At 42.4% G+C, this 24,270-nt stretch carries 20 protein-coding genes; 10 read left to right on the top strand and 10 right to left on the bottom strand.

Annotated features, from left to right (window positions below):
* The first annotated feature begins 130 nt into the window (after nt 1-130).
* The 3 genes from L2717_RS00280 to L2717_RS00270 all read left to right on the top strand — a co-directional run bounded on the left by L2717_RS00280 (nt 131) and on the right by L2717_RS00270 (nt 4,940).
* Nucleotides 131-2,065, top strand: coding sequence for a PrkA family serine protein kinase (locus tag L2717_RS00280; RefSeq protein WP_248937940.1), 1,935 nt, complete (start codon nt 131-133; stop codon nt 2,063-2,065).
* Nucleotides 2,066-2,131: 66 nt separating this feature from the next.
* Nucleotides 2,132-3,400: a YeaH/YhbH family protein gene (locus tag L2717_RS00275; RefSeq protein WP_220775129.1), complete on the top strand. Its 1,269-nt coding sequence runs from the start codon at nt 2,132-2,134 to the stop codon at nt 3,398-3,400.
* Nucleotides 3,401-3,413: 13 nt separating this feature from the next.
* Complete coding sequence (locus tag L2717_RS00270) at nt 3,414-4,940, top strand: SpoVR family protein (RefSeq protein WP_248937939.1); 1,527 nt, start codon at nt 3,414-3,416, stop codon at nt 4,938-4,940.
* Between the two features lie 91 nt (nt 4,941-5,031).
* Here the strand turns inward: L2717_RS00270 and fadR are convergent, their stop codons facing one another.
* Nucleotides 5,032-5,748 carry a fatty acid metabolism transcriptional regulator FadR gene (gene fadR, locus L2717_RS00265; RefSeq protein WP_220775100.1) on the bottom strand — a complete coding sequence of 239 codons (717 nt, stop codon included), beginning with the start codon at nt 5,746-5,748 and terminating at the stop codon, nt 5,032-5,034.
* 310 nt (nt 5,749-6,058) lie between these two features.
* Here fadR and nhaB point away from each other — a divergent pair, with 310 nt between their 5' ends.
* Entirely contained in the window at nt 6,059-7,660 is a 1,602-nt protein-coding gene (nhaB, locus tag L2717_RS00260; RefSeq protein WP_248937938.1) for a sodium/proton antiporter NhaB, read from the top strand.
* A 90-nt stretch (nt 7,661-7,750) separates the two neighbouring features.
* Complete coding sequence (gene dsbB, locus L2717_RS00255; RefSeq protein WP_220773832.1) at nt 7,751-8,278, top strand: disulfide bond formation protein DsbB; 528 nt, start codon at nt 7,751-7,753, stop codon at nt 8,276-8,278.
* 420 nt (nt 8,279-8,698) lie between these two features.
* Here the strand turns inward: dsbB and L2717_RS00250 are convergent, their stop codons facing one another.
* The 8 genes from L2717_RS00250 to speA form a co-directional block, all read right to left on the bottom strand.
* Nucleotides 8,699-9,091, bottom strand: a complete 393-nt coding sequence (locus L2717_RS00250) for a SpoIIAA family protein (protein ID WP_220773831.1) — start codon at nt 9,089-9,091, stop codon at nt 8,699-8,701.
* Nucleotides 9,092-9,276: 185 nt separating this feature from the next.
* Nucleotides 9,277-9,633 (bottom strand): DUF3802 family protein, encoded by a 357-nt coding sequence (locus L2717_RS00245; protein WP_220773830.1) that lies wholly within the window; start codon nt 9,631-9,633, stop codon nt 9,277-9,279.
* Between the two features lie 175 nt (nt 9,634-9,808).
* Nucleotides 9,809-10,384, bottom strand: a complete 576-nt coding sequence (locus L2717_RS00240) for a YceI family protein (protein WP_220773829.1) — start codon at nt 10,382-10,384, stop codon at nt 9,809-9,811.
* Between the two features lie 155 nt (nt 10,385-10,539).
* Nucleotides 10,540-10,992 carry a YaiI/YqxD family protein gene (locus L2717_RS00235; protein ID WP_220773828.1) on the bottom strand — a complete coding sequence of 151 codons (453 nt, stop codon included), beginning with the start codon at nt 10,990-10,992 and terminating at the stop codon, nt 10,540-10,542.
* A gap of 80 nt (nt 10,993-11,072) precedes the next feature.
* The gene (pdxH, locus tag L2717_RS00230) at nt 11,073-11,711 is read right to left on the bottom strand and encodes a pyridoxamine 5'-phosphate oxidase (protein WP_220773827.1); all 639 of its coding nucleotides are present in this window, start codon (nt 11,709-11,711) and stop codon (nt 11,073-11,075) included.
* 251 nt (nt 11,712-11,962) lie between these two features.
* Nucleotides 11,963-12,895, bottom strand: a complete 933-nt coding sequence (gene speB / locus L2717_RS00225) for an agmatinase (protein WP_220773826.1) — start codon at nt 12,893-12,895, stop codon at nt 11,963-11,965.
* Nucleotides 12,896-12,924: 29 nt separating this feature from the next.
* Entirely contained in the window at nt 12,925-13,896 is a 972-nt protein-coding gene (locus L2717_RS00220; protein WP_246611767.1) for an S-adenosylmethionine decarboxylase proenzyme, read from the bottom strand.
* A gap of 128 nt (nt 13,897-14,024) precedes the next feature.
* A complete protein-coding gene (gene speA, locus L2717_RS00215) occupies nt 14,025-15,938 on the bottom strand; it encodes a biosynthetic arginine decarboxylase (protein ID WP_220773824.1) in 1,914 nt (637 codons plus the stop codon).
* A gap of 1,189 nt (nt 15,939-17,127) precedes the next feature.
* On the opposite strand from speA, the gene L2717_RS00210 reads away from it, so the two are divergent.
* The 5 genes from L2717_RS00210 to L2717_RS00190 all read left to right on the top strand — a co-directional run bounded on the left by L2717_RS00210 (nt 17,128) and on the right by L2717_RS00190 (nt 21,181).
* Nucleotides 17,128-17,970: a CvfB family protein gene (locus L2717_RS00210; RefSeq protein WP_220773823.1), complete on the top strand. Its 843-nt coding sequence runs from the start codon at nt 17,128-17,130 to the stop codon at nt 17,968-17,970.
* A 133-nt stretch (nt 17,971-18,103) separates the two neighbouring features.
* Nucleotides 18,104-18,778 carry a YceH family protein gene (locus L2717_RS00205; protein ID WP_220773822.1) on the top strand — a complete coding sequence of 225 codons (675 nt, stop codon included), beginning with the start codon at nt 18,104-18,106 and terminating at the stop codon, nt 18,776-18,778.
* A 153-nt stretch (nt 18,779-18,931) separates the two neighbouring features.
* On the top strand, nt 18,932-19,762 hold the full coding sequence (locus L2717_RS00200) for an ABC transporter permease subunit (RefSeq protein WP_220773821.1): 831 nt from the start codon (nt 18,932-18,934) through the stop codon (nt 19,760-19,762).
* Nucleotides 19,759-20,670 (top strand): ABC transporter ATP-binding protein, encoded by a 912-nt coding sequence (locus L2717_RS00195; protein WP_220773820.1) that lies wholly within the window; start codon nt 19,759-19,761, stop codon nt 20,668-20,670. Before L2717_RS00200 ends, L2717_RS00195 begins: the two co-directional genes overlap by 4 nt.
* 235 nt (nt 20,671-20,905) lie before the next feature.
* Entirely contained in the window at nt 20,906-21,181 is a 276-nt protein-coding gene (locus L2717_RS00190; protein ID WP_248937937.1) for an HU family DNA-binding protein, read from the top strand.
* A gap of 81 nt (nt 21,182-21,262) precedes the next feature.
* Here the strand turns inward: L2717_RS00190 and L2717_RS00185 are convergent, their stop codons facing one another.
* The gene (locus L2717_RS00185) at nt 21,263-23,902 is read right to left on the bottom strand and encodes a TonB-dependent receptor (RefSeq protein WP_248937936.1); all 2,640 of its coding nucleotides are present in this window, start codon (nt 23,900-23,902) and stop codon (nt 21,263-21,265) included.
* Between the last annotated feature and the right edge of the window lie 368 nt (nt 23,903-24,270).

The following is a 24,270-nucleotide window of genomic DNA, read 5'->3' as shown; positions in this document are numbered from 1 at the left end:
TTTGCAACTATTTGTTGTTGTTTTATTTAGTATTTTTTATCGCAAGTCTTGAATATGTGTCTAAGATTAGAGTAGGAAGCTGGTTAACCAGTTCCGTTCCATGACATCACTGGCGTTTCAGGGGGTTTATATGGGCATTTTCGAGCATTACCAAAAGCGCTATGAGAAAAAACTCGATGAAGAATATTCTTTGCAGGAGTTTTTGGACATCTGTAAAGCAGATCGCAGCGCTTATATGTCAGCATCGGAGCGACTGCTGCTTGCCATTGGCGCAGCAGAAGTGATTGATACCGCAAAGAACTCAACATTAAGCCGTATCTTTTCGAATCGACTTATATCACGTTATCCCGCCTTTAAAGATTTCTTTGGTATGGAAGATGCCATAGAGCAAATAGTGGCTTACCTTAAGCACTCAGCTCAAGGTTTAGAAGAATCAAAACAAATTCTGTATCTACTTGGGCCTGTCGGCGGCGGTAAGTCATCATTAGCCGAAAAACTCAAAGCCCTGATGCAAAAAATACCCATTTATATCCTGAGCGCAAATGGGGTACGCAGCCCTGTTAACGACCACCCTTTTAGCCTATTTGATTTAGAGGAAGATGGTCAGCTATTAAAAGATGAATTCAACATCCCTAACCGCTATCTAAAAACGATCATGTCACCTTGGGCGGTAAAACGCTTACATGAGTTTGGCGGAGATATTGCTAAATTCCGTGTAGTAAAAGTATTTCCCTCTATTTTAGACCAAGTCGCTATCGCAAAAACGGAGCCTGGGGATGAAAATAACCAAGATATTTCCTCCCTTGTTGGTAAAGTGGATATTCGTCAACTTGAGCACTTCTCTCAAAATGATGCCGATGCTTACGCCTATTCGGGTGCTTTGTGCCGTGCAAATCAAGGCATGATGGAATTTGTCGAAATGTTTAAGGCGCCCATAAAGGTGCTACACCCCTTACTCACTGCCACACAAGAAGGTAACTACAATGGCACGGAGGGCTTATCAGCCCTGCCCTTTAGCGGAATTATTTTAGCGCACTCAAACGAGTCGGAATGGACAACTTTTAAGAATAATAAAAATAATGAGGCGTTTCTCGATAGAGTTTATATCGTCAAAGTACCCTATTGCTTACGGGTCTCGGAAGAACTGCAAATCTATCAAAAATTGCTGTTCAACTCAGAGTTATCTAAAGCGCCCTGCGCACCGGGGACCTTAGAAACACTGGCACAATTTAGCGTACTATCCCGTATGAAAGCCCCTGAAAACTCGTCTATTTATTCAAAGATGCGCGTGTATGACGGGGAAAGTTTAAAAGACACCGATCCTAAGGCTAAGTCTTATCAAGAATATCGCGATTATGCGGGCGTTGATGAAGGTATGAATGGCTTATCTACCCGCTTCGCCTTCAAAATTTTATCGCGAGTATTTAATTTCGACCACTCCGAAATAGCTGCGAACCCAGTGCATTTATTTTATGTACTCGAGCGCCAAATTGAACAAGAACAGTTCCCCGGCGATACCGCCGAGCGCTATTTAGAGTTTCTAAAAGGCTATTTAATCCCTAAATATGTCGAATTTATTGGTAAAGAAATCCAAACAGCATATTTAGAGTCTTACTCTGAATATGGTCAAAATATTTTTGATCGCTATGTCATCTATGCCGACTTTTGGATCCAAGATCAAGAATACCGCGACCCTGAAACAGGCCAACTTTTTGATCGCGCAGCCCTTAACGCTGAACTGGAGAAGATTGAGAAACCTGCGGGGATCAGTAACCCTAAAGATTTTCGTAATGAAATTGTCAACTTTGTACTGCGTGCCCGTGCAAATCATGAGGGTAATAACCCGCTCTGGACTAGTTACGAGAAACTTCGCACTGTGATCGAGAAAAAAATGTTCTCCAACACTGAGGATTTACTGCCCGTTATTTCCTTTAACGCTAAAACTTCGAACGACGATCAGCGTAAACACGATGATTTTGTCAATCGAATGATGGAAAAAGGCTATACCAAAAAACAAGTTCGACTCTTGTCTGAGTGGTACTTACGGGTTCGTAAATCTTCTTAAACTTACGCGAACTCAGTACAGGGCTTTGGTGCTACCAAAGCCTACGCTAAGTTTTAGGAGGTGCGTATGGCGAACTTTATCGATAGACGTTTGAATGCGAAAGGGAAGAGTACGGTAAACCGTCAACGTTTTATCAATCGATATAAACAACAAATTAAAAAAGCCGTTAGCGATGCGGTCACTCGTCGCAGCGTAACGGATGTAGATAAAGGTGAAAAAATCAGTATTCCCACACGGGATATAAGTGAACCACAGTTTCACCAAGGTAAAGGCGGTATTAAGGATAGAGTGCATCCGGGTAATGATCAATTTACCCGCGGCGATAAAATTGACCGCCCACCTGCGGGTTCTGGTGGCGGTTCAGGTAAAGGTGACGCCTCAAATTCGGGGGAAGGCGACGATGATTTTGTGTTCGATATCTCCAAAGATGAATACCTAGAGTTATTATTTGAAGATTTGGAACTGCCTAATCTTCAAAAGAATCGTCTGAACAAATTGGTTGAGTATCAAATCTATCGCGCAGGGTTTACCAATGATGGTGTGCCTGCCAATATCAATATAGTCCGTTCTTTACGTTCATCATTGGCACGCCGTATTGCCATGTCTGCCGGCAAGAAAAAGCGATTAAAGGAGTTAGAACAAGAGCTGGCTAAACTGGAAGATATTCCAGGTACTAAGGCTGAATTAATCCTAGATTTAAAAGCTCAAATTGAAGAGTTAAAGCAAAAAATTGCACGAGTGCCGTTTATTGACACCTTCGATTTACGCTTTAATAACTTTTCTAAACGAGAAATCCCTTCTAGCCAAGCGGTGATGTTTTGCCTCATGGATGTCTCAGGCTCTATGGATCAAGCCACCAAGGAAATGGCAAAACGTTTTTATATTTTGTTGTATCTATTTTTAACCCGTACCTATAAAAATCTAGAAGTGGTTTATATCCGACACCATACACAAGCCAAAGAAGTCGATGAACACGAGTTTTTTTACTCCCAAGAAACCGGCGGTACTATTGTGTCCAGCGCCTTAAAATTAATGCACGAAATTCAACAGGTACGCTACCCCGCCAATGAATGGAATATCTATGCCGCTCAAGCCTCAGATGGCGATAACTGGGCCGACGACTCCCCCACTTGCAAACAATTATTAGAACAAAAAATACTGCCATTAGTGCGCTACTACAGTTACATCGAGATCACCAATCGCGCCCATCAAACACTGTGGTACGAGTATGAATCCCTGCAACGGCAATACGCCAATATTGCCGTACAACATATACGTCAAGCCGAAGATATTTACCCTGTCTTTAGGGAATTATTTAAGAAACAAGCGGTTTAAGGGGGGAAGAAATATGGGAACACTTAAATCAATACCATGGACACCGCTAAGCGATGGCCCAGATTGGAGCTTTGAGTTACTACAGGACTATCTCAAGGAAATAGAGCGGGTAGCCGCACTTTATAAACTCAGTAGTTATCCAAATCAAATTGAAGTCATCACCGCCGAACAAATGATGGATGCTTATGCGGGGATAGGCATGCCTATAGGTTATACCCATTGGTCCTTTGGCAAGCGCTTTATTGAAACAGAACAAGGTTATAAACGCGGCCAAATGGGACTAGCCTACGAAATTGTTATTAATTCAAACCCTTGTATTGCCTATTTGATGGAGGAAAATACCATCACAATGCAAGCATTGGTGATTGCTCATGCCTGTTTTGGACATAACAGTTTTTTTAAAAGTAACTATCTATTCAAAACATGGACCGATGCCAGTTCGATTATTGATTATCTGGTGTTTGCTAAAAACTATATTAGCGACTGTGAACAAAAACATGGCGTAGAACAGGTCGAAAGCGTCATAGACTCTTGCCATGCGCTGATGAATTACGGTGTTGATCGCTATAAGCGTCCCTCTAATATTTCATTCAGCGAAGAGCAAGCGAAACAAAAGGATCGTGAAGCTTATCTTCAAAGCCAAGTAAACGATTTATGGCGCACTATTCCAAACCAGCACATGGCACAATCTCAGACAAAAACACGACGTTTTCCTGCTGAGCCACAGGAAAACATCTTGTATTTCATCGAGAAAAACGCACCCTTACTAGAACCATGGCAACGAGAGATCATCCGAATAGTGCGTAAAATGGCGCAATACTTTTACCCACAAAAGCAAACTCAAGTAATGAATGAAGGTTGGGCGACATTCTGGCATTACACGATATTGAATCACTTATATGACGATGGCATGGTCACTGACCGCTTTATGATGGAGTTTTTGCAAAGCCATACTGGTGTCATTGCCCAACCAGACTATAACAGTCGTTATTACAGTGGCATTAACCCTTATGCATTAGGTTTTGCCATGTTTACTGATATTCGACGTATTTGTGAAAATCCAACCGATGAAGATAAAGCTTGGTTTCCCGATATTGCCGGCAGTAACTGGATAGATACATTGCACTTTGCGATGCAAAACTTTAAAGATGAAAGCTTTATTAGCCAATATCTCTCACCTAAAGTCATTCGCCAATTTAAATTATTTGGTATCCATGATGATGAGCAACGTAATTATCTGTCAGTATCCGCGATTCATGATCAACAAGGTTATCAAGATATTCGCCAGTTATTATCACAGCAATATAACCTGTCCAATATAGAACCCAACATCCAAGTACATAATGTAGAGGTCAATGGTAATAGATCGTTAACGCTACGTTATGTTCCTAATAATGAGATCCCGTTAGCGAATAATCATAAAGAGGTATTAAAACATTTACATCGATTATGGGGGTTCACTGTGACTCTTGAGCAAATAAATGAAGACGGAAGTATTATTACCTTAGCATCCTGCCCTGATACTGTTAAATTGGAATAATACGTATAAAAGCCGTTATTATAAATATCTTTATAATAACGGCTTTTATACGTAACCGACTTCTATCTTAATGTGATATTACTGACGACTATTAATTATCTTGTGCAATCGAAGCCGGCATATCTTCACGTAACAATAACCACATTTTCCCACTATTCATGCCGTAAGTACGCATCAATGCGGATACATCAAGATAATTTTTCGCCTGTGCCAGTAGCTCTAACTCTTTGTAAAAGTTTAACGCTAATAACCGTGCATCAGAACTTGAGAAATAGTAGCGTCCGACTCGGCTATACAAACCTTTAAAGCCATTTAAAATCAACACATAAAGTGGATTGCCAGATGAGAAAGCTAAGGTGTGATGCAATAAATAGTCAAATTCGGCATAGGATTCTGCCGTATCTTCTAATTGATGAATTTTGGCGAGTACGTCTACCGCAGTATCAGGATTGTAACGCAGCGCACCGCGGAAATAGATGGCACTCACATTAGTTCTAGCCGATAACAATTGATCAACTAACACCGGAAATCCTTCAGGATTGAGATCGGCAATAGTCTCAAGAATATTCAAACCAGAGGTTTCCCAGAAGTTATTAACTCGAGTCGGTTTACCGTGTTGAATTTTCAACCATCCATCGCGCGCTAAGCGCTGCAACACTTCACGTAAGGTGGTACGAGTCACGCCAATCAACTCAGAGAGTTCACGTTCAGCCGGTAAAATGGATCCTGGGGGAAACTTATTGTCCCATATGGATCTCACAATATACTTCTCTGCAAAACTTGCAGGTCCTTTGGCATTGATTATCATCAGCCACTTATCCAGTTGTTGTGTACCTTAATGGTCACTGATCATACCAGAGCCGGAAAAAATGGAAACCATTCACTTAAATTCATCACCTGACCACAGTGTAAATGTCACATAACTGTTCAAAAAAACAACCAATATCAAGCTAGAATTAATCATTTTGCCGAGTAGCTCCGCTTTTTGAAATGTGATCAATAGTATATCGTTACATTAGCTTTCTCTTTAGGCTAGACTGCTTTCACAAACACAGGTATTAATTAAGCTATTAATACCCATTAGTGCAATTTTTAACATCATGAGAAGGATGGCGGCCATGCCCGTGACAATGAGTCAGGCGTTTATTGGAAACTTCTTAGGAAATTCTCCTAAATGGTACAAGATAGCGATACTGTCATTTTTAATTATTAACCCAATACTCTTTTTCTATGTAGACCCCTTTGTCGCTGGTTGGGTGTTGGTACTTGAATTTATTTTTACCCTAGCCATGGCATTAAAATGTTATCCATTGCAGCCTGGTGGTTTATTAGCAATTGAAGCCGTCGCAATCGGTATGACTTCGGCAAGTCAAGTGCTGCACGAAATAGAAGCAAACTTAGAAGTATTATTGTTACTGGTCTTTATGGTGGCCGGTATTTATTTTATGAAGCAGTTATTGTTATTTGGCTTCACAAAAATTATTACTAAAGTACGTTCTAAAATTTTAGTGTCATTGATGTTTTGCTTAGCCTCAGCATTTCTATCCGCCTTCTTAGACGCACTCACCGTTATTGCCGTGATTATTGCTGTTGGAGTTGGTTTTTATTCTATTTATCATAAAGTGGCCTCAGGTAAAGATTTTAGTGCCGATCACGATCATACCTCTGAAGGTAAGAACGCAAACGGTGACGATCAGTTAAACGAACAAGAACTTGATGCTTTCCGTGGATTTTTGCGTAATCTGCTAATGCATGCGGGCGTGGGTACTGCACTTGGCGGCGTATGTACTATGGTTGGTGAGCCACAAAACTTAATTATTGCCGCTCAAGCAAATTGGCAGTTCGGCGAATTCGCCATTCGCATGTCTCCCGTAACTGTTCCTGTATTACTGGCTGGTATTTTGACCTGTTTCTTAGTCGAAAAATTCCATATCTTTGGTTATGGCGCGAAGCTTCCTGATGCCGTACATAAAATCCTATGCGATTACGCTGCACATGAGGATTCACGCCGCACCAATAAAGACAATATGAAGTTGATCGTACAAGCTTTAGTGGGTATATGGTTAATTGCAGGCTTGGCCTTACATTTAGCCTCAGTTGGCTTAATTGGTCTTTCTGTGATTATTTTAACCACCGCTTTTAACGGCGTAACCGATGAACATGCACTCGGTAAAGCCTTCGAAGAAGCATTACCTTTTACCGCCTTATTAGCCGTATTCTTTGCCGTGGTTGGGGTTATTATTGACCAACATTTATTTGCCCCCGTGATCCAGTGGGCGCTGAGCTATCAAGGCAATACCCAGTTAGTGATTTTCTATATCGCTAACGGTCTTTTGTCTATGGTGAGCGATAACGTCTTTGTCGGTACTGTGTATATCAACGAGGTCAAAGCGGCATTGATCAGTGGTCAAATTAGCCGTGATCAATTTGACTTACTAGCAGTAGCGATTAATACAGGAACCAACTTGCCTTCAGTAGCAACACCGAATGGCCAGGCGGCATTTTTATTCTTGTTAACCTCTGCTCTGGCGCCACTTATCCGTTTATCTTACGGAAGAATGGTATGGATGGCATTACCCTACACTATTGTTCTCTCCCTCGTCGGAGTGATGGCAATCGAAACCGGTTTTCTTGAACAAGCCACTCAATATTTTTATGATTCACAACTAATTATGCATCACAGTACCCAAGAAGTACTGGGGTCTATGAGTAGCCACTAATTTTGTTGATTGACTGAACTTTATTTAATAAGTAGAGTCTAAAAAACGCCCCCATCTTTGAGGGCGTTTTTGCTAATACGGAGTTCCATTTTGACTGTACTGACGCGCTTTGCCCATTCTCGTTCGTCTTGGTTTCTTCTTGGTGGCACAGCCCTTGGATTAGAGCTAACCGCATTGTATTTTCAGCATGTAATGAAACTCGACCCTTGCGTCATGTGTATTTATCAAAGGTTGGCCGTTATTGGTCTGTTGGTCGCAGGCCTTATCGGTATGACAGCGCCAAAATATCGCATTATTCGCCTTTTAGCAGCGTTACTCTGGGCGGTGAGTGCAACATGGGGACTCAAATTAGCCTTATCGCTTGTGGATATGCAAACTAATCCATCCCCTTTCTCAACGTGCTCATTTTTACCTGAGTTTCCAGCTTGGATGCCACTACATGAATGGTTTCCTTCGATAATGCTTCCTACGGGGATGTGTACTGATACTCAGTGGGGCTTTATGGGCGTAACAATGGCCGAATGGATGGTCGTAGTCTTCAGTGGTTTTTTGGTCGCTTGGCTGCTGTTTATCGTACCGATTGTAAGTGGTTCTACGAAACCTTCTCTGTACAAATAATAACACTCTGCTTGCTGAACGGGGAAACCAATCGCGTTATCTTAGCGAACATAACCATTTATACCAATCACATTAAATATCTAATCAGTTCAGAGCCTCACAGGCATCTCAATCCAAGGCGCATTGACGCAGAAATGGTTATTCCCTTTTAAGTCAATGCAACACCGGAGTGGGATGCCTGTGTGGCTCCCGAAGGGCAGGTTTCAACGCGCTTTATACTGCGTTCAAGGCTTTAGACAGAGCACCACTATGCCTTCAAGCCTTCGCCTTGTCTAAAGCGCGTTGAACTCCCGCTGAATGAACAGATATTTAATACGATCGGTATTAGGCTAGAGCGTTTTAAAAGTCCACACTACAATAACATAAAGGACAGGGCACACCATTTATGTGCCCTGTCCTTTATTCGTTATGACGTCATAATCAACCAAGGGGACTGCAAGAACTAAGAGGTGATTGGTCTAACCATGCTTTTGCTTGTATATGCTCATTGCTGGTAAATACTTTTACGGAACACGGTAACATGCAGGCGAGCGTATTGACCATAGTGCTCATTCTGGCGTCATCGACTAGCATCACTACCCTTGAAAAATCACTTAAATGGAATAAACCTAAAACTGCATCATCCCATAAGGCTCCAACAGATATGCCCTCAAATTCTGACGAAAACTCATACCACAGTCGAATACAGGCATGGTCTTGCAACTTGGTTTCAATGGCGGGAATAAGATAGCTTTCAACATCCTCGCGGCTAACACGACCCGATGCCACAACAACTAATATGTCATCAGCATAACCCAAAGAGACTGTTAGCATTGAGGACTCCTTAGCAATTAGCAATCTTTGCGTCTAAAAATAGTTAACGCCATTAAAACAAAGATGCTCAAGCAATAATATAAATGCGAAAAAAGGCTAGAGTGGTAACGGTTTTTAAGACTCACAGCGGTAATGCAAGATGAATAAATATATTGAAACTCATCATCACTAACGCATTGTCAAAACTAGGCGGTGACTTGTAATTTAGCGATTTCTTGATCGAACAAATTTTTAATCAAACTGGAAAACTCGGTTATAAATAAGGTCTGTGCTGGCGTTGCCTTGTAATTAGCCACTAAAGCTAAGATTTCTTCTAGATCGTAAACGATGGCATCAACTTCACGGATAATGATATTACGCTGTGCGAATGATAATGACGGATTTTGACCGCACACCATAATAATCTGCGCCGATAATTGCTCTTCAAACAACTCCATCACAGTATCATCGGAAATGACCTGTGAACTCGGCGTTTCAAATAAGCCTAGATGTTCAGTTAAATACTGGATCAAATGTATATAACCATCTTTATCTGTAACCATTCTTAACCCTTAAAACTCATTAACTTAGAATATAGCAGTATGCTATTATTACCATATTTATCAATATCAAAGAAGCCGATAATTCGGCTTCTTATCGATCCACCACTGACACTTATTGCTAACTCTATCTCATATTAACGGGTCAACATCGTGATCTACGCCAATATTGTGAAAGTTACTGAGTCAAGGTTAGTACAAATGACACAGGTACGGCTTGGCTAATACTCGATAAACCCGCAATTTCACGCAATTTATCCACTCCAGCAACAAGATCAAACTCATTAGCGTTAACTATTACAGGCTGAAAACTGCTGACTTGCAGTTTATTATCCGTAATTTTAGTGATTAACACTGAAAAAGTCTTAGTTTGAGTTTTACCATGCAGTGAAATTTTGCCCTCAATATCCGCTATTTTACTTTCGCCAACGCTCAGTTCCTTGATCAACTTATTATCAACTTGCGACGACAACTTGAGCTCAGGATATAAAGAGACTTCAAATAACAAGCTCTGCATCCGCTCGTCGCGAATATCAATGCCCGTTGCGACACCGATTAGCGGAATTGTTAACTCAAATTGCCCATTATCTTTAAGCTGGCCTTTGAGTTGTTTAAAGTGATGGACTTCAGCAATATCACCTTTCTTTACCGAAACAAAACTGACTCGCGAATCCTGTTCGACCACTTGCCATTGAGCAAAGCAGCTAAAGCTGGCCATAGCAGATAAAGCCACTATTCCTATCCATTTTTTCATCGTCTCAGTCCTCTAAAAGTGAGTTTAAAAGTCATGCAGTAAAGTAAATCGACAAGCGTAGCGGATAACAATACTACTCAGTCAAATGTGATCCACACCACCTAACTGTCGCTAAAGATACTCTTTTTATCCATTAGCGACCAGTAAACTATGATTCATATTCGCACTAGCCATTTATCTAAACTATTGGCAAAAGCCTGTTTATCCGCTTGAGAAAAGGTATCCGGACCACCGGTATGCACGCCGGAACCCCGCAAGTCTTCCATAAAATCCCGCATCGTCAGTTTTTGTTTTATATTATCGACCGTATAGAGCTCGCCGCGAGGATTGAGTGCCAACGCCCCCTTTTCAATGATCAACGCCGCCAAAGGAATGTCTGCGGTAATCACTAAATGCGTTGGTTCAACATGATCAACAATATATTGATCCGCCACATCAAAACCCGCCCCCACGCGAATTTGGCTGATATAGGGCGATGGCGGTATACGGATCATTTGATTGGCCACCAGCACTAGCGGTAAGGCTTTGCGCTCAGCCGCCCGAAACAGCATTTCTTTAATGGGATTGGGACAAGCGTCGGCATCGACCCAAATTTTATAATCGCTCAATGTTATTTACTCAATACGTTAATGCTGACTGACAGTGGAGTATCACATTTGGTTTAACCTAAACTATGGCGTTAAACGAATTATGGTGCTAGACGGTCAATATCCCACTCAGCTTGATGACGGGTGTAAATAAAACGATCATGCAGCCGATGCTCCCCGCCCTGCCAAAATTCGATACTTGAAGGACGCACTAAATAGCCCCCCCAAAAACTGGGTAAAGGCACATCGCCTTTGGCGAACTTGGCCTTCATTTCGAAAAACTTCCCCTCAAGCACTTGTCTGGCGCTCAGTTTACTTGACTGCTGCGACACCCAAGCGGCAATTTGACTATCCTTGGGGCGAGTTAAAAAGTATTTAAGCACTTCGGCGGTCGAAAGCGCCTGCGCTTCACCCAATACTGATACCTGACGCTCTAAAGGATGCCAAGGAAAATGCAAACTGATTTTATTGTTCGCGGCGATCTGCTGGGCTTTGCGGCTACCTAAGTTAGTAAAAAACACAAAGCCAGTATCATCAAAACGCTTAAGTAGTACAATCCGTTGAAAGGGTTGCCCTTGCTCATCAACCGTCGCTACGCACATGGCGGTTGGATCGCTAAGCTCTGCATCCCTTGCCTGTGTCATCCACAATTCAAATAAATCCATCGGATTTTGCGGTAAATCGGCACGTCTTAAGCCGCCTTTAGCATACTCGCGGCGGATATCACTCAGATCTGTCATCGGGTTTCCTTAAGTAAACGGGCAGTCCAATCATGACAATAACCTTAATTACACCCAAAGGTCATCGCATCAATGGCATGAGTTTATCATGCATAATAGAAAAGCTTAGCCTTTCTCGGCATCAATAATCCATAAAAATGCTAAGAAAAAAGCCAAGACATACGCCTTGGCTTTTATCATTAACTTGAACGCGAACATCGACTTATTGATAAATGTCCATAACTGCGATTAATGGTAACCGTTCAACTTAGTTACTTTTTAACTAAGCCTTTGCCAACGGCCCACACATGTAGCATTTCAAGGCCCAGTGTTGCGCCGGCTAATGCAGTAATGTCGGCAGAATCATAAGCGGGCGCGACTTCCACCACATCCATACCCACAATGTTCATACCGCGTAAACCCCGGATGATTTTCATCGCTTTATCGCTAGTTAAACCGCCACAGACAGGCGTGCCAGTACCAGGTGCGAATGCTGGGTCCAAACAATCGATATCGAAGGTTACATATAACGGCATATCACCTACACGAGCACGAATTTGTGAAACGATATCATCGGCGGTTATGTCGTTAGCGGTGGCGGCATCGATGACCTGATAACCATGGGTTTCACGGTTGTACTCAGTGCGAATACCCACTTGCACAGAATGCGCAGGGTCGATAAGCCCTTCACGGGGTGCATGGTAGAACATAGTGCCGTGATCGTACTTGCTACCTTGGCTATAAGTGTCGGTATGTGCATCGAAATGCAATAGTGCCATTTTGCCGTATTTTTTATAGTGGGCACGCAGCAAAGGCAGCGTCACAAAGTGATCGCCACCAAAACTTAACAGGGTTTTGCCGGCATCGAGTACTTGAGTAGCAAAGGCTTCTAAACGCTGGGTAAAATCTTCAGCATCACCACAGTTAAAGACTAAGTCGCCCGCATCAACAATGTTAATACTTTTGCTTAGGCTAAAATCCCAAGGCCAACGCGTGTCTTCCCAGGCTAAGTTAACCGATGCACGGCGGATTGCATCTGGGCCCATACGGCCTCCAGAACGTCCTGTGGTTGCCATATCAAATGGCAAACCAATCACAACAACGTTAGCATCACTTTCTAGTGGTTTGAAGTTAAGCGGTTGGCGTAAATAACCAAACGCATTGGAATACAATGAATAATCTGGTTTATCAGCAATCGTGGTCATACACACTCCCAAAATAAAACGCCAAAAAATTACATGAGTTCAGGGATCAGCACTTCAGTTTGCAACTGCTGATAGTGACTAAAACCGATATGATAACCTTGCTCGGTCGTTAATGAACCATGCCCTAAGCGTACATGGGCAGGAAACCCCTGCGTTGAATCGTTGGTATTAAAACGGATAATGTCCCAACTCACGGGGGAAAACAGCGTTAATAATCGCCCCAACAAACTCTGAGAATACCGTGCTAAATCAAGATTGGTTTCAAAGCTCACGTAAGAGCTTGCACAAGTCTTGTCACTTTGTGGCGTAACATGCAAAGTAACATAATATTTTCCCCACAAGCCATTCATCGAAAAGCCTGACGGAGTAAATAGATGCGCATCTATCTCAAATTCAGGGAATAAATGCTTAAATCCAAATGCAGCGCATAACTCATCACAAGTCTGCGAACCACGATTAAGATAGTCGGCAAGCTCGCCACGAATGTGGTACATCAATAGCTCACTCGTGCAGTCATCTTTTGTTGCTTGATAATCGCTATCAGAGCAGAAAAAATAATGATGATGACTGTCTAAATGCCCCACTCGACATGCCTTGCCTGCAATACGTTGCCGCAGCTTGCCGACATCATCGGTAAAACTGCTGGTTTGCAAATGTGCCTGGTATTCGTTTTTGCGCTGGTAACTCACCAGCGCCATTGAGGATGAACCAAGCGCATCAATAAAATAACAAGCGGCGTCCACTAAGGTGCTAGTACCGCAGGTAAGTATAAGGAACCGGTCATGCCACACAAACAAGCTAGACTCACTCAATAGATAGGCATCGCACTTGGGGTTACTGATGTGCGACAGTATTTCAGCATGGGCGCAGTTGACTAAGGCCGACCAAAAACTCACATCGAGTTCGCGTAAATTCGGCGTAGATGCCGTCACGATAATCTCCAGTTTTTTTTCTGAGCCTTCAAAAAACGTCAAATCCTTAACCCCATTCTCCGTTGATATTGAGAGCTTACCCTTGTTATCTCTCGCCATTAAAGCAAAACAGCTCCATGGGCGATAAATATTAATAAGCTAGAAAGCAAAAATCAGCCTAAGTGACCTTAGACTGATTTATGTTAACACACTAAATCTTAAGAAAAATCTTCTAAGTAAGTGTAGCCTTTGAGGCCCAATTGCAGTTCTTCTAAAATTTGTGCTCGTTCATCTTCGGCAATATGCTGATTCACTAACTCTTCATAGGTGCGCATAAAGGCCACCGCATCTAAGTTAACGTAACGCAATACGTCGGCAACCGTGTCACCTTCCAATACCGATTCAATGTTAGTGACACCGTTCTCTTCGATACGAACAACCGCTGAGTTAGTATCACCAAACAAGTTATGCATATCACCCAAAATTTCTTGGTATGCACCCACAAGGAAGAAACCAATAAGATACGGACTATCGGCGCTCCACGCTGGCACTGGTAGTGTGGTTTCAATCCCTTGACCATCTACGTATTGATCAACAATACCGTCAGAGTCACAGGTAATATCAAGCATCACAGCACGGCGCTCAGGGGCTTTATCTAAACCTGATAACGGCAATACAGGGAACACTTGATCAATACCCCAAGCATCGGGTAATGACTGGAATAATGAGAAGTTAACAAAAAACTTATCGGCTAACTTTTCATTGAGTTCATCAATAATCGGTCTGTGATAACGGTTTTTCGGACTCAATAACCCTTGCACTTCATGGCAAACCCGCAGGTTAGCCTGCTCAGCCCACGCACGCTCAGCCAAAGTTAATTGACCTAAAGCGAATAACGAATGCGCTTCTTGTAAGTCACTTTGGCTATCGTGGTAAATCTCAATCAACGCGCGTTGGTCAGCGCGGCCGCTGATCTCAGACCATGAATGCCACATATTATGTAATAATTGTGGTGATTCTTCTGCTGGCGCTTGAATATTCTCAGGATGATACGCTTCAGTACCGATAACATCGGTGATCAACACTGCGTGGTGCGCGGTTAAGTAACGGCCAGATTCTGAAATAATACGTGGCATAGGTTGCTCGTATTCATTACAGATGTCAGTCAATACATTAACAATATTGTTAGCATATTCGGTCAGGCCATAGTTCATTGAATTATTACTTTGGCTACGTGTGCCATCGTAATCCACCGCTAAACCACCCCCGACGTCAAAGCAATTAACGCTCGCACCTAATTTACGTAATTCACAGTAAAAACGACCCGCTTCACTCACACCTTGGCGAATATCGCGGATGTTGGCAATTTGCGAACCTAAGTGGAAATGTAACAACTGCAACGAATCCAGCATGTCATTTTGCTTAAGTTGCTCAACTACCAGCAAAATTTGCGCAGCAGATAGACCAAACTTAGACTTCTCGCCGCCGCTCGCCTGCCATTTACCTTTGCCTTGAAACGCCAAACGCGCACGCAGACCTAAACGCGGCTTTACGCCCAAACGCTTAGATTCAGCCAACACCATCTTCAGCTCAGACAGTTTTTCTAAAACGATATAAACCTTATGGCCCAGCTTTTCACCAATCAGTGCTAAGCGAATATATTCGTTATCTTTGTAACCATTACAAACGATAACTGAACTGGCTTTTTGCGCCATGGCTAACACAGCCATCAGCTCAGGCTTACTGCCCGCTTCTAAGCCCAGTTGTGGTACTTCTTTTGATGCCTGACTCGCAAGGATCTCTTCTACCACGGTTTGCTGTTGGTTTACTTTAATTGGGTAAACCAGCAAATAGTCCGCCTGATACTCATATTTTTGTATCGCTTGGTCAAATGCTTGGCACAAACTGTTCACTCTGTGGTGCAGAATTTGCGGAAAACGAACTAGCACAGGTAAAGCGACGCCCGCTTTAACCATGTCTTTGGCTAGCTCATTTAAGCCAATCTTGTAATCAGGATTTTGTGGATCCGGTGATACTGTTACTTCACCTTGATCGCTAATCCCATAAAAACCTTGGCTCCAGTGAGTAACATTGTACCCAGCACGAGCATCATCAATAGACCAATCATTCATTATTATTTAGCCCGTCTAGTAAAAAATGGGTTAAACGGTTATGGCTTTATAGCACAACCGCCCGTTCGACAAACCCAGGCAAAGGGACACCTTACCTGACATACACGAAGGTGGATTTCACCTTCTCCTTAATGCCGCAACGTCACGTTATGGTAAGTGACATTGCCGCGATTTTCATTAACGCGCAAGAGACAATTCACCTCAGCGCATTTTATCGTATCTTATTGAAGGTAAAATAATTACCTTGCTTCAGTAAAGCTATCTTTACTTGCTTCATATGTATTGACCCTAAGGCTAAACAGTACAAATAGCGCCAAAAAGCCAAATAAAGTCCTCAGCCATAATCTTAAAACATCAAACCAACAAGCAGCTTAAAGACGTTCTCAAGAAGTTAAGACCTTCAGAAACGGGTAACACTAATAGAAAACGACAACCGATAACACTGAACTCGCGAAAACGCTAAACCAGTTTATCTCTAGGCAAGATTATTTTAACAGGGGACTATTGGCTTCTTCGCGGCCAGAATTGATGCGGATCAACGTGAGATGCTTAAGGCCGGTATCATCATATGGCACAACAATCGAGTGTTGGCATTGTGACACTTTGAGGCAAAGTGTAAAAAATGGATGCTTGTGCATTAGCTAATAAAAACCCTCTTAACCCCATGTAATTTGATATTTGTTAACTACATGGTTAATGACGACTGAACCATAAAAGCGTATTACTCACGTAATATTTTTCGAGTCTGCAACGAGCAATGTCGCTGAACGGCGCAATTAAACCGCGCTATGTCTTAGAATGCAAGTAACAATCTCATTTAATCTTTTACATTAAAATATAATAAACACTCACGCAACAAACTCTAGATGCACCACGCCATGACTACATTACTTATCAGTAACTTACAAAGATAGATCTAGTACAAGCCTGTTCAATATTTTTTAATGGCACTTGTAACAATTTCTAGTATTCCCCCTTACAAATAGCCCTAGATTTTGTGTGTAAATCCGCAGTGAGTAATAAAGCGTTTATAGCTCGCCCAACATCCCCGCTGGACTTAAGTCAAATCTGCGCGGATTAACCACCTAATTAGGCGAAGATAAAACCTAAAAACAATAATGCTGCAGTTTCAGCAGCAAAACATATATAATCGCAGCCGAATCACATTCCATTATGCACAGAGAGATACATGGTACAGATAGGTAAAACCTGCAAACTTGAGGTTGTAAAACAAGTCAGCTTTGGTGTGTATTTAAACGCACACGAATTAGGGCAAGTACTGCTGCCAAACAAAGTCACACCTAAGGACTGCCAAGTCGGTGATCTGCTTGACGTGTTTCTGTATCTAGATTCTGAAGATATCGTGATTGCTACCACGCGGCGCCCACTGGCTCAGGTCGGCGAATTCGCTTACTTAAAAGCCGTCGCAACTGGTCCTTATGGCGCCTTTTTAGACTGGGGATTAGATAAAGACTTATTATTGCCCTTTGGTGAGCAACACAAACCTATCGAAGAAGGCCGTTCTTATCTGGTCTATGTACACGCAAACCGCGCTGATGAGCGCATCATGGCCTCATCAAAAATCGATAAATTCCTCGATAAAACTGAACCAGACTATACCGTTGGTCAGCAAGTTGATTTATATATTGGCGGCACCACTGACTTAGGCTACAAAGCCATTATTAATAATGCCCATTGGGGCGTGATTTTTGAAAATGAAGTATTCCAAAAACTGCGTTTTGGCCAAAGAGTTAAAGGCTTTATCAAACAAGTGCGCAACGATGGAAAAATCGATCTCGTGCTGCAACAAGGCAGTAAAGAAGAGTTAGATAAACACGCCCACATTATCTTAATTAAACTCAAACAAGCTGGCGGCTTTTTACCCCTGACCGATAAAACCGATGCTGAAATCATTTACGATCAGCTTGGCATGAGTAAAAAAGCCTTCAAAAAAGCAATTGGCGGTCTATTTAAAAGTAGCCGACTGAGTATCGATAATGACGGTCTGCGTTTAACTGAAACGGCAGAATAATTAACTCTATTCAGCACTTAGCATCAAAGTTGTACAGTTTAGCGCCACTAAGGCAGAGTTAGACTGACAACTCCTAGGATATTAAGCATGGCTCTGTTATAAACAAAGCCATGCTTTTTTCTTTGGAGCTTATATGGAACTCACGTTACACGAAGCCAGAGTCATCGGATGCCTGCTTGAGAAAGAAATCACCACCCCTGAGCAATATCCACTCTCGCTAAACTCATTGACCTTAGCCTGCAATCAAAAAACCAGCCGCGAGCCGGTACTCGAACTTAGCGAAACCCAAGTGCAAATCGCCCTCGATTCCCTCACTAAAAAGCGTTTGCTTAGTGAACAATCGGGATTTGGCAGTCGTGTGGTCAAATATAAGCATCGATTCTGCAATACTGAATTCAGCGAACTGCAACTGTCACCCGCAGCGCTCGCCATTGTCTGTTTGCTGTTATTACGAGGCCCACAAACACCCGGAGAATTACGCACCCGCAGCAATCGTTTGCACGAGTTTAAAGACGTCGTCGAAGTAGAAGATTGCATCCGCCAATTGATGAATCGTGAGAAACCTTTCTTAAAACAATTGCCCAGAGAAGCCGGCCGCCGCGAATCCCGTTATGTGGAATTGTTCTCAGTCGCTTCTGCGCAGTTCGAAAGTGCGAGCTCATCATTTCATGTAACGACAAGCAGCACTCTAGCCCATGAGCCTGTCGATATTGAGCCGCCAGCGTTAGTAAAAAGGGTGACCGAGCTTGAGCGGCAAGTCACCGAGCTGACACAAAAACTCGATGAATTAATCGCCTCGTTGAGCTAAGTATTGTAAAAACATGTGCCATTTACATCTAAGTCGAATGGCACTAATAGGCTGAGCCATTGTCTACCTGAGCATGTCTATCGATGCGTATCCACCCAAGGGAAGATATTTAACTTCCCTAAATTTTAGCGCCAAGAATAATAGAGAAAGCATATGACCCATAATCCACCGAGTAGTTTCAATAACATGCTTCTCATCGCCATGTTTGAACTGCGTAAGTTTTTATTCAACACCCGAGGGATCATTGCCTTAATCGCCTTTGGTTTAGTCTGGGGCGTATTACTGCTTTATCCCATTCAAAGCGCATCGGCCATGTTGTTACAGCCTAATGTGAAAGATATCATTGATGGCTTATTTGGCATCAATACCCTCAATGTGCTCTTTAAGTGGCCAGTGGCCGAAATGGCCGTATTTTGGTGTTTTGCTTTGTACTTGTTCCCGATGTTCAGCATTTTGATCGCTGCCGATCAGTTCTCATCGGATAAAACCCGCGGCACACTGCGATTTTTAACCATACGCACGAGTCGCGATAGCTTATTGTTCGGCCGTTTTCTTGGCCAAATTGTAATCCAGAGCTTACTGATCCTATTAACAATTATCGCTACAATCGCCCTCGCGCTCAGCCGTGATACTCAACTGTTGTTACCAGCATTAACCTCTGGCGCTTTAGTCGGCCTTAACCTCATCATAGTGATCTTGCCCTATACGGCAGTGATGACCTTGTTGTCTTTATATGCGCGCACGGCGCGCCAAGCAATGGTGTTTGCCACTATTTTATGGACGGTGATTTCTATTGCTATCATGATATTAAGCAGTCAAGCGAGCGTACTGGCACAGCTACAATGGGTGTTACCCGGCGCTCAGCTGTCGGACATGCTCAATACTAATGGCCTTTACAGCTTAGTCTACGCCCCCATTCCACTGTTACAAACCGCTGCGGCCCTCTTGCTCGGCAGAATTTATATGCAAAGGAGCTCGCTATGAGTCTGATCCAATGCCAAGCACTGTCGCAACTTTACGGCAGTAAAAAAGCGCTGAATAATGTTAACTTTAGCCTAGAAGCTGGAGCGCCTATCGCGCTTGTAGGTCCAAATGGCGCGGGTAAAACCACCCTATTTAGTCTGTTATGCGGTTATTTATCCCCAAGTGCTGGCAGCATAACCATACTCGGCGAAGCGCCTAACAGCCCTAAGCTACTGGGTAAAATTGCCGCGCTACCGCAAGATGCAGCACTGGATCCTAACCTGACGATTGTGAGCCAACTCCGTTTTTTTGCGCAACTACAAGGCATGAGTGCAGAACAAGCCAAACAGGAAGCGATTCGCGTATTGGCTTTAGTTGATTTAGCCGATGTTGCAGAACAAAAACCACCGAGCCTCAGCCACGGCATGAGTAAACGGGTATCGATTGCACAGGCGCTAATTGGCTCACCCGAGTTAGTGTTATTAGATGAGCCGACAGCGGGACTCGACCCTGCTAACGCAAAAAAAGTCCGCGAACTGGTCAAAGCTTTATCGTCCACCACTACCTTTATGATCAGCTCCCATAATCTCGATGAGCTCGAAAAGCTATGCGATCAAGTGTTGTATTTAGATAAGGGCCAGCTAAGCCAAGCCGTGTCTATGCATGCATCGACCGGTAGCGATTACCTCACCTTAACCATGCAAAGCTGTGATAGTGAGTTACTGCAAGCGGAAGTGGCGAAACTGGCGGGAGTGATGAACATTAGCTCAAAACAGATCAATGTATTTATTATCCAGCTTGCCACCGATGACGATAAATCTCAGGGCAGCGATATTGAAATACGTCTATTTAGTCTCTTCAACCAGCATAAATGGCAGTATAAAATGCTCCTTAAAGGTCGCACGTTAGAAGAAACCCTATTTTCGTAGGTTAAACACTTATCGCTTAAGCGCAGTACACTTTGCGTTTAAGCGATAACGCCTAAAATAAAAACCTGAAACTAACAATATTTACGATAAACTACAGACATTAATTATCTTACGCATTACAAACCTGCCAATAAATCACCAGTCACACACTCTGCGCTCGCTATAACTTCCAATATGACAATGTGCTTGTTATAACTTGCCCACGATTGAACCTAAGCTGATTTCAGAGGTTTGCATGAACAAAGTACAACTTATCCGACGTATTGCCGCCGAATTAAACGCCTCGCAAACGAGCATTAAACCTGTGGTTGAGCAGATATTGCAACAGATCCACATAGCCTTGAGCGAAGGCGAAAAAATCTTCCTGCCACAATTTGGCACTTTTGAGCTTAGATACCATTTAGCTAAAACGGGCCGTAATCCGCAAACGGGTGAAGCCATTGAAATTGACGGTTACAATCAACCAAGCTTTAAAGCCTCAACCACATTAAAACTGCAAATTAATCGCTAAATCTGAAGAAAGTATATGAATTTTTGTGTAAAAAAAAACCTCCGCAAGCGGAGGTTTGGGTTACCCAGGGAGGCGGATAACTTAAAACTTTTGGTTAAGTCTCAGGTAATAAGTACGACCTAACACATCATATAAACCTACGTTCACATCACGATAATCGGCATAGTTGTAGCTATGTGGAGTTTCAGCATCAAACACATTATTAACCCCTACTGTAATTGAACCGTTATAAGCATGACTATAAGCCAGTTGGATATTATGTTTAAAGTAGCTAGAGTAATCGACATAACGGTCGGTTTCTTCTAACTCATTATAATAACCCGCTGATTGGCTACCGATATATACAACTGTCCAAGCGGCAGAGAAATCGTCATATTTCCAGCTTGTAGCAAAGTTACCGCGCCAGTCTGGCGTGTCAGTCAGACCAGCATAATCAATCATTTCAGCATCGGCATTATCTTGCTTTTTAAAGTCAAGCACATGCGTCAAGTCCAGTTTAAAATTGAAATCACCAAAACCGGTCTCAAAGTTGTATGCCGTCACAAAATCAATACCAGAGGTTTCAACTGTCGCTAAGTTGCGAACTCCCGCTTCAATGTATTCAATTTTGCCATCTGGGCCACGGGTAACATAGGGAGATGAACCATTCTTAATTTCATCGCGCAAGATATCATCGACATCAATAGATTCAATCTTATTGTCATAGGTAATTGAGTAATAAGACAGTTCTAAGTTCCATGCATCACTAACGTTCCAGACGCCACCCAAGGTTAATGAATTACCTTCTTCCGCTTCTAAATCTGGATTACCGCCGTACCAAGTTTTATGTTGGTTATTGGTATTACAATATATCGCATCCACATTACCAGATTGATTACACCAGAGAGAATCAACACTCTTCTCAAAACTTAAAGACTGAGACGAGAACATTTCGCTCATATTAGGTGCGCGGAATGAGTCACCATAGCTCGCACGCAACAGTAAAGTGTCCACTGGTCGCCAGCTCAAACCAAACTTAGGTACGACTGCATCGAAAGTTGATGAGTTAACCACAGCGCCTTGAGGCCCAGTTAATGCGCCTTCTTGCTCATAACGCTCATAACGTACTGCCGCAGAGAACTCAACATTAGCGGGCAAGCCGACTTGGAACTCTAAATAAGCCGCACTACGGTCACGCGTGGCATCAACGTCATCACCACCTGAACCACCTGAGATAATGCCCGCAGCCGATTCTGGATCGCTGGTTTGCTTAAACTTGATCATTTCATATTCAAGTCCACCCACCATAGCCACCGAAAAGTCCCCTTCCTCCATCAACAAAGTTGAAGCCAGACCATCGAATTGCGTACTTTCAAATTTACCTTGATAAACCCCTGTATGCGCCGCTTTACGATACAGATCTGTCATCTGTTGGTTCCACTGCTCATAACTCATGCCAGAGGTATTAAAAATATCATATTGCTCTGAATCGATTTCTTGCTGAATAATATCGTCATTAAGCAAATTGTAATTAAAACTATTAGTTGTCGATGCTGCATCCTGAGCATTAAGTTCCCAATCAATTCCGTTACCAAAATCAATGAGCCCCATAAAGCCAGCTAAAATATCAAAGTTATTAGTTTCAGTTAATGTATCACGCTCGCCAAGTTGTGCACCTCGCATATAGAGCGTCATATCCTCACCGATGGGATTAAATTGATTATCGGCGCTGAGAGTAGGATAATTGGTTGATACTGGTGTTCCCGCGTAACGGGATTCCGTTTCAGCTAATGAAGCAGATGCCCGACCACGAAATTTAATATCCTCTGTAATTTCGTAATTAAAATTAGATAAAACAGAATTACGAGTTTGGTCACCAAATAATTTAGTTACATTGCCGGGGTTATATAAACAGCGCCCACTTACATCATCCATTGATGTATTTTCGGTTTGTTGGCACAAATCCGCATTACTTACCCAACCCGAAGCCGCTTTACCATTAGGCACTGAGCTAAAGCCACTCAAAGAGTTATAACTTGGATCGTTAACTCTCCAAATATCACGATCCATTACAGCTTTAGTATCATAATATTCATAGGTTAAGGTAATATTGCCTTTGTCTGTATTATATCCCGTTGCTATCGATAAACGGTTAGCATCCCCACCTTCGACACTCGGTTGTTCAGTACTGTAATCGAACTGCATCCCTTGAAATTCTTTCTTGGTGATAATGTTAATCACACCCGCAACGGCATCAGAACCATAGACAGCTGATGCGCCATCCCTTAGGATTTCAATGCGTTCTACAATAGCCATTGGAATTGAAGATGTGTCTGCTACAGAGCCAGAGCTAGAGCTGGTTCCTGGCATACGACGCCCATCAAGTAACACCAATGTTGCTGAAGATCCTAAACCTCGTAAGTTAACATCACTGGTCGAACTCGCTCCCGAACCATACCCAGAAATACCACGCCAAGAACCAAAACTATTAATTGCAGAGTTATTTAAAACATCTGCGACGGTTTTTTCTCCCGTCATAGCAATATCAGCTGCGTTAATAACAGTAACAGGTGAAATAGTTTCCATATCCACTTGCTTGATACGAGAACCGGTAACTTCAATACGTTCAACTTTTGCACTTTCTTCAGCAGCAAAGCTTAATCCAGAAAAAACTAAACTACTTGCAGTTATGGTAATTAAACTAGTGCGGACGGCTTTAGCCGTTAAGGTTAAATAACTCATCAATCACTCCTTGATGCCTATAAAAGGCTATTTTTTTAATTTTTATATTTGGATCAACGAACTTAATTTCGCCGCAACAATAATGTTAACGGATGAAAATAGAGTCAACAAGAAAACAACAAATAGCTGCGTATATAAACAAATTGATACAGTAATAAAAAACATGCTATGGGAAGTTATGAGGATATATATATTTAATATCATGCAGTTAACAAAAATCAATAATATAATATGCAACGCCCTGGTAAGATACAGTTTATTTCTTTTGTTACATTATTTTAAAATGAATAAACATACGAATCAGCTTGTATCAAAGCTAATGTGATAATTACGTCAGCATTAAATAACTATAAAAAAAGCCACTCGGT

This window comes from Shewanella glacialipiscicola, from assembly GCF_023283485.1.
Taxonomy (GTDB): domain Bacteria; phylum Pseudomonadota; class Gammaproteobacteria; order Enterobacterales; family Shewanellaceae; genus Shewanella; species Shewanella glacialipiscicola.
The sequence above is the reverse complement of the archived record's forward strand: the minus strand, read 5'-3'. Positions and strand labels throughout refer to the sequence as shown.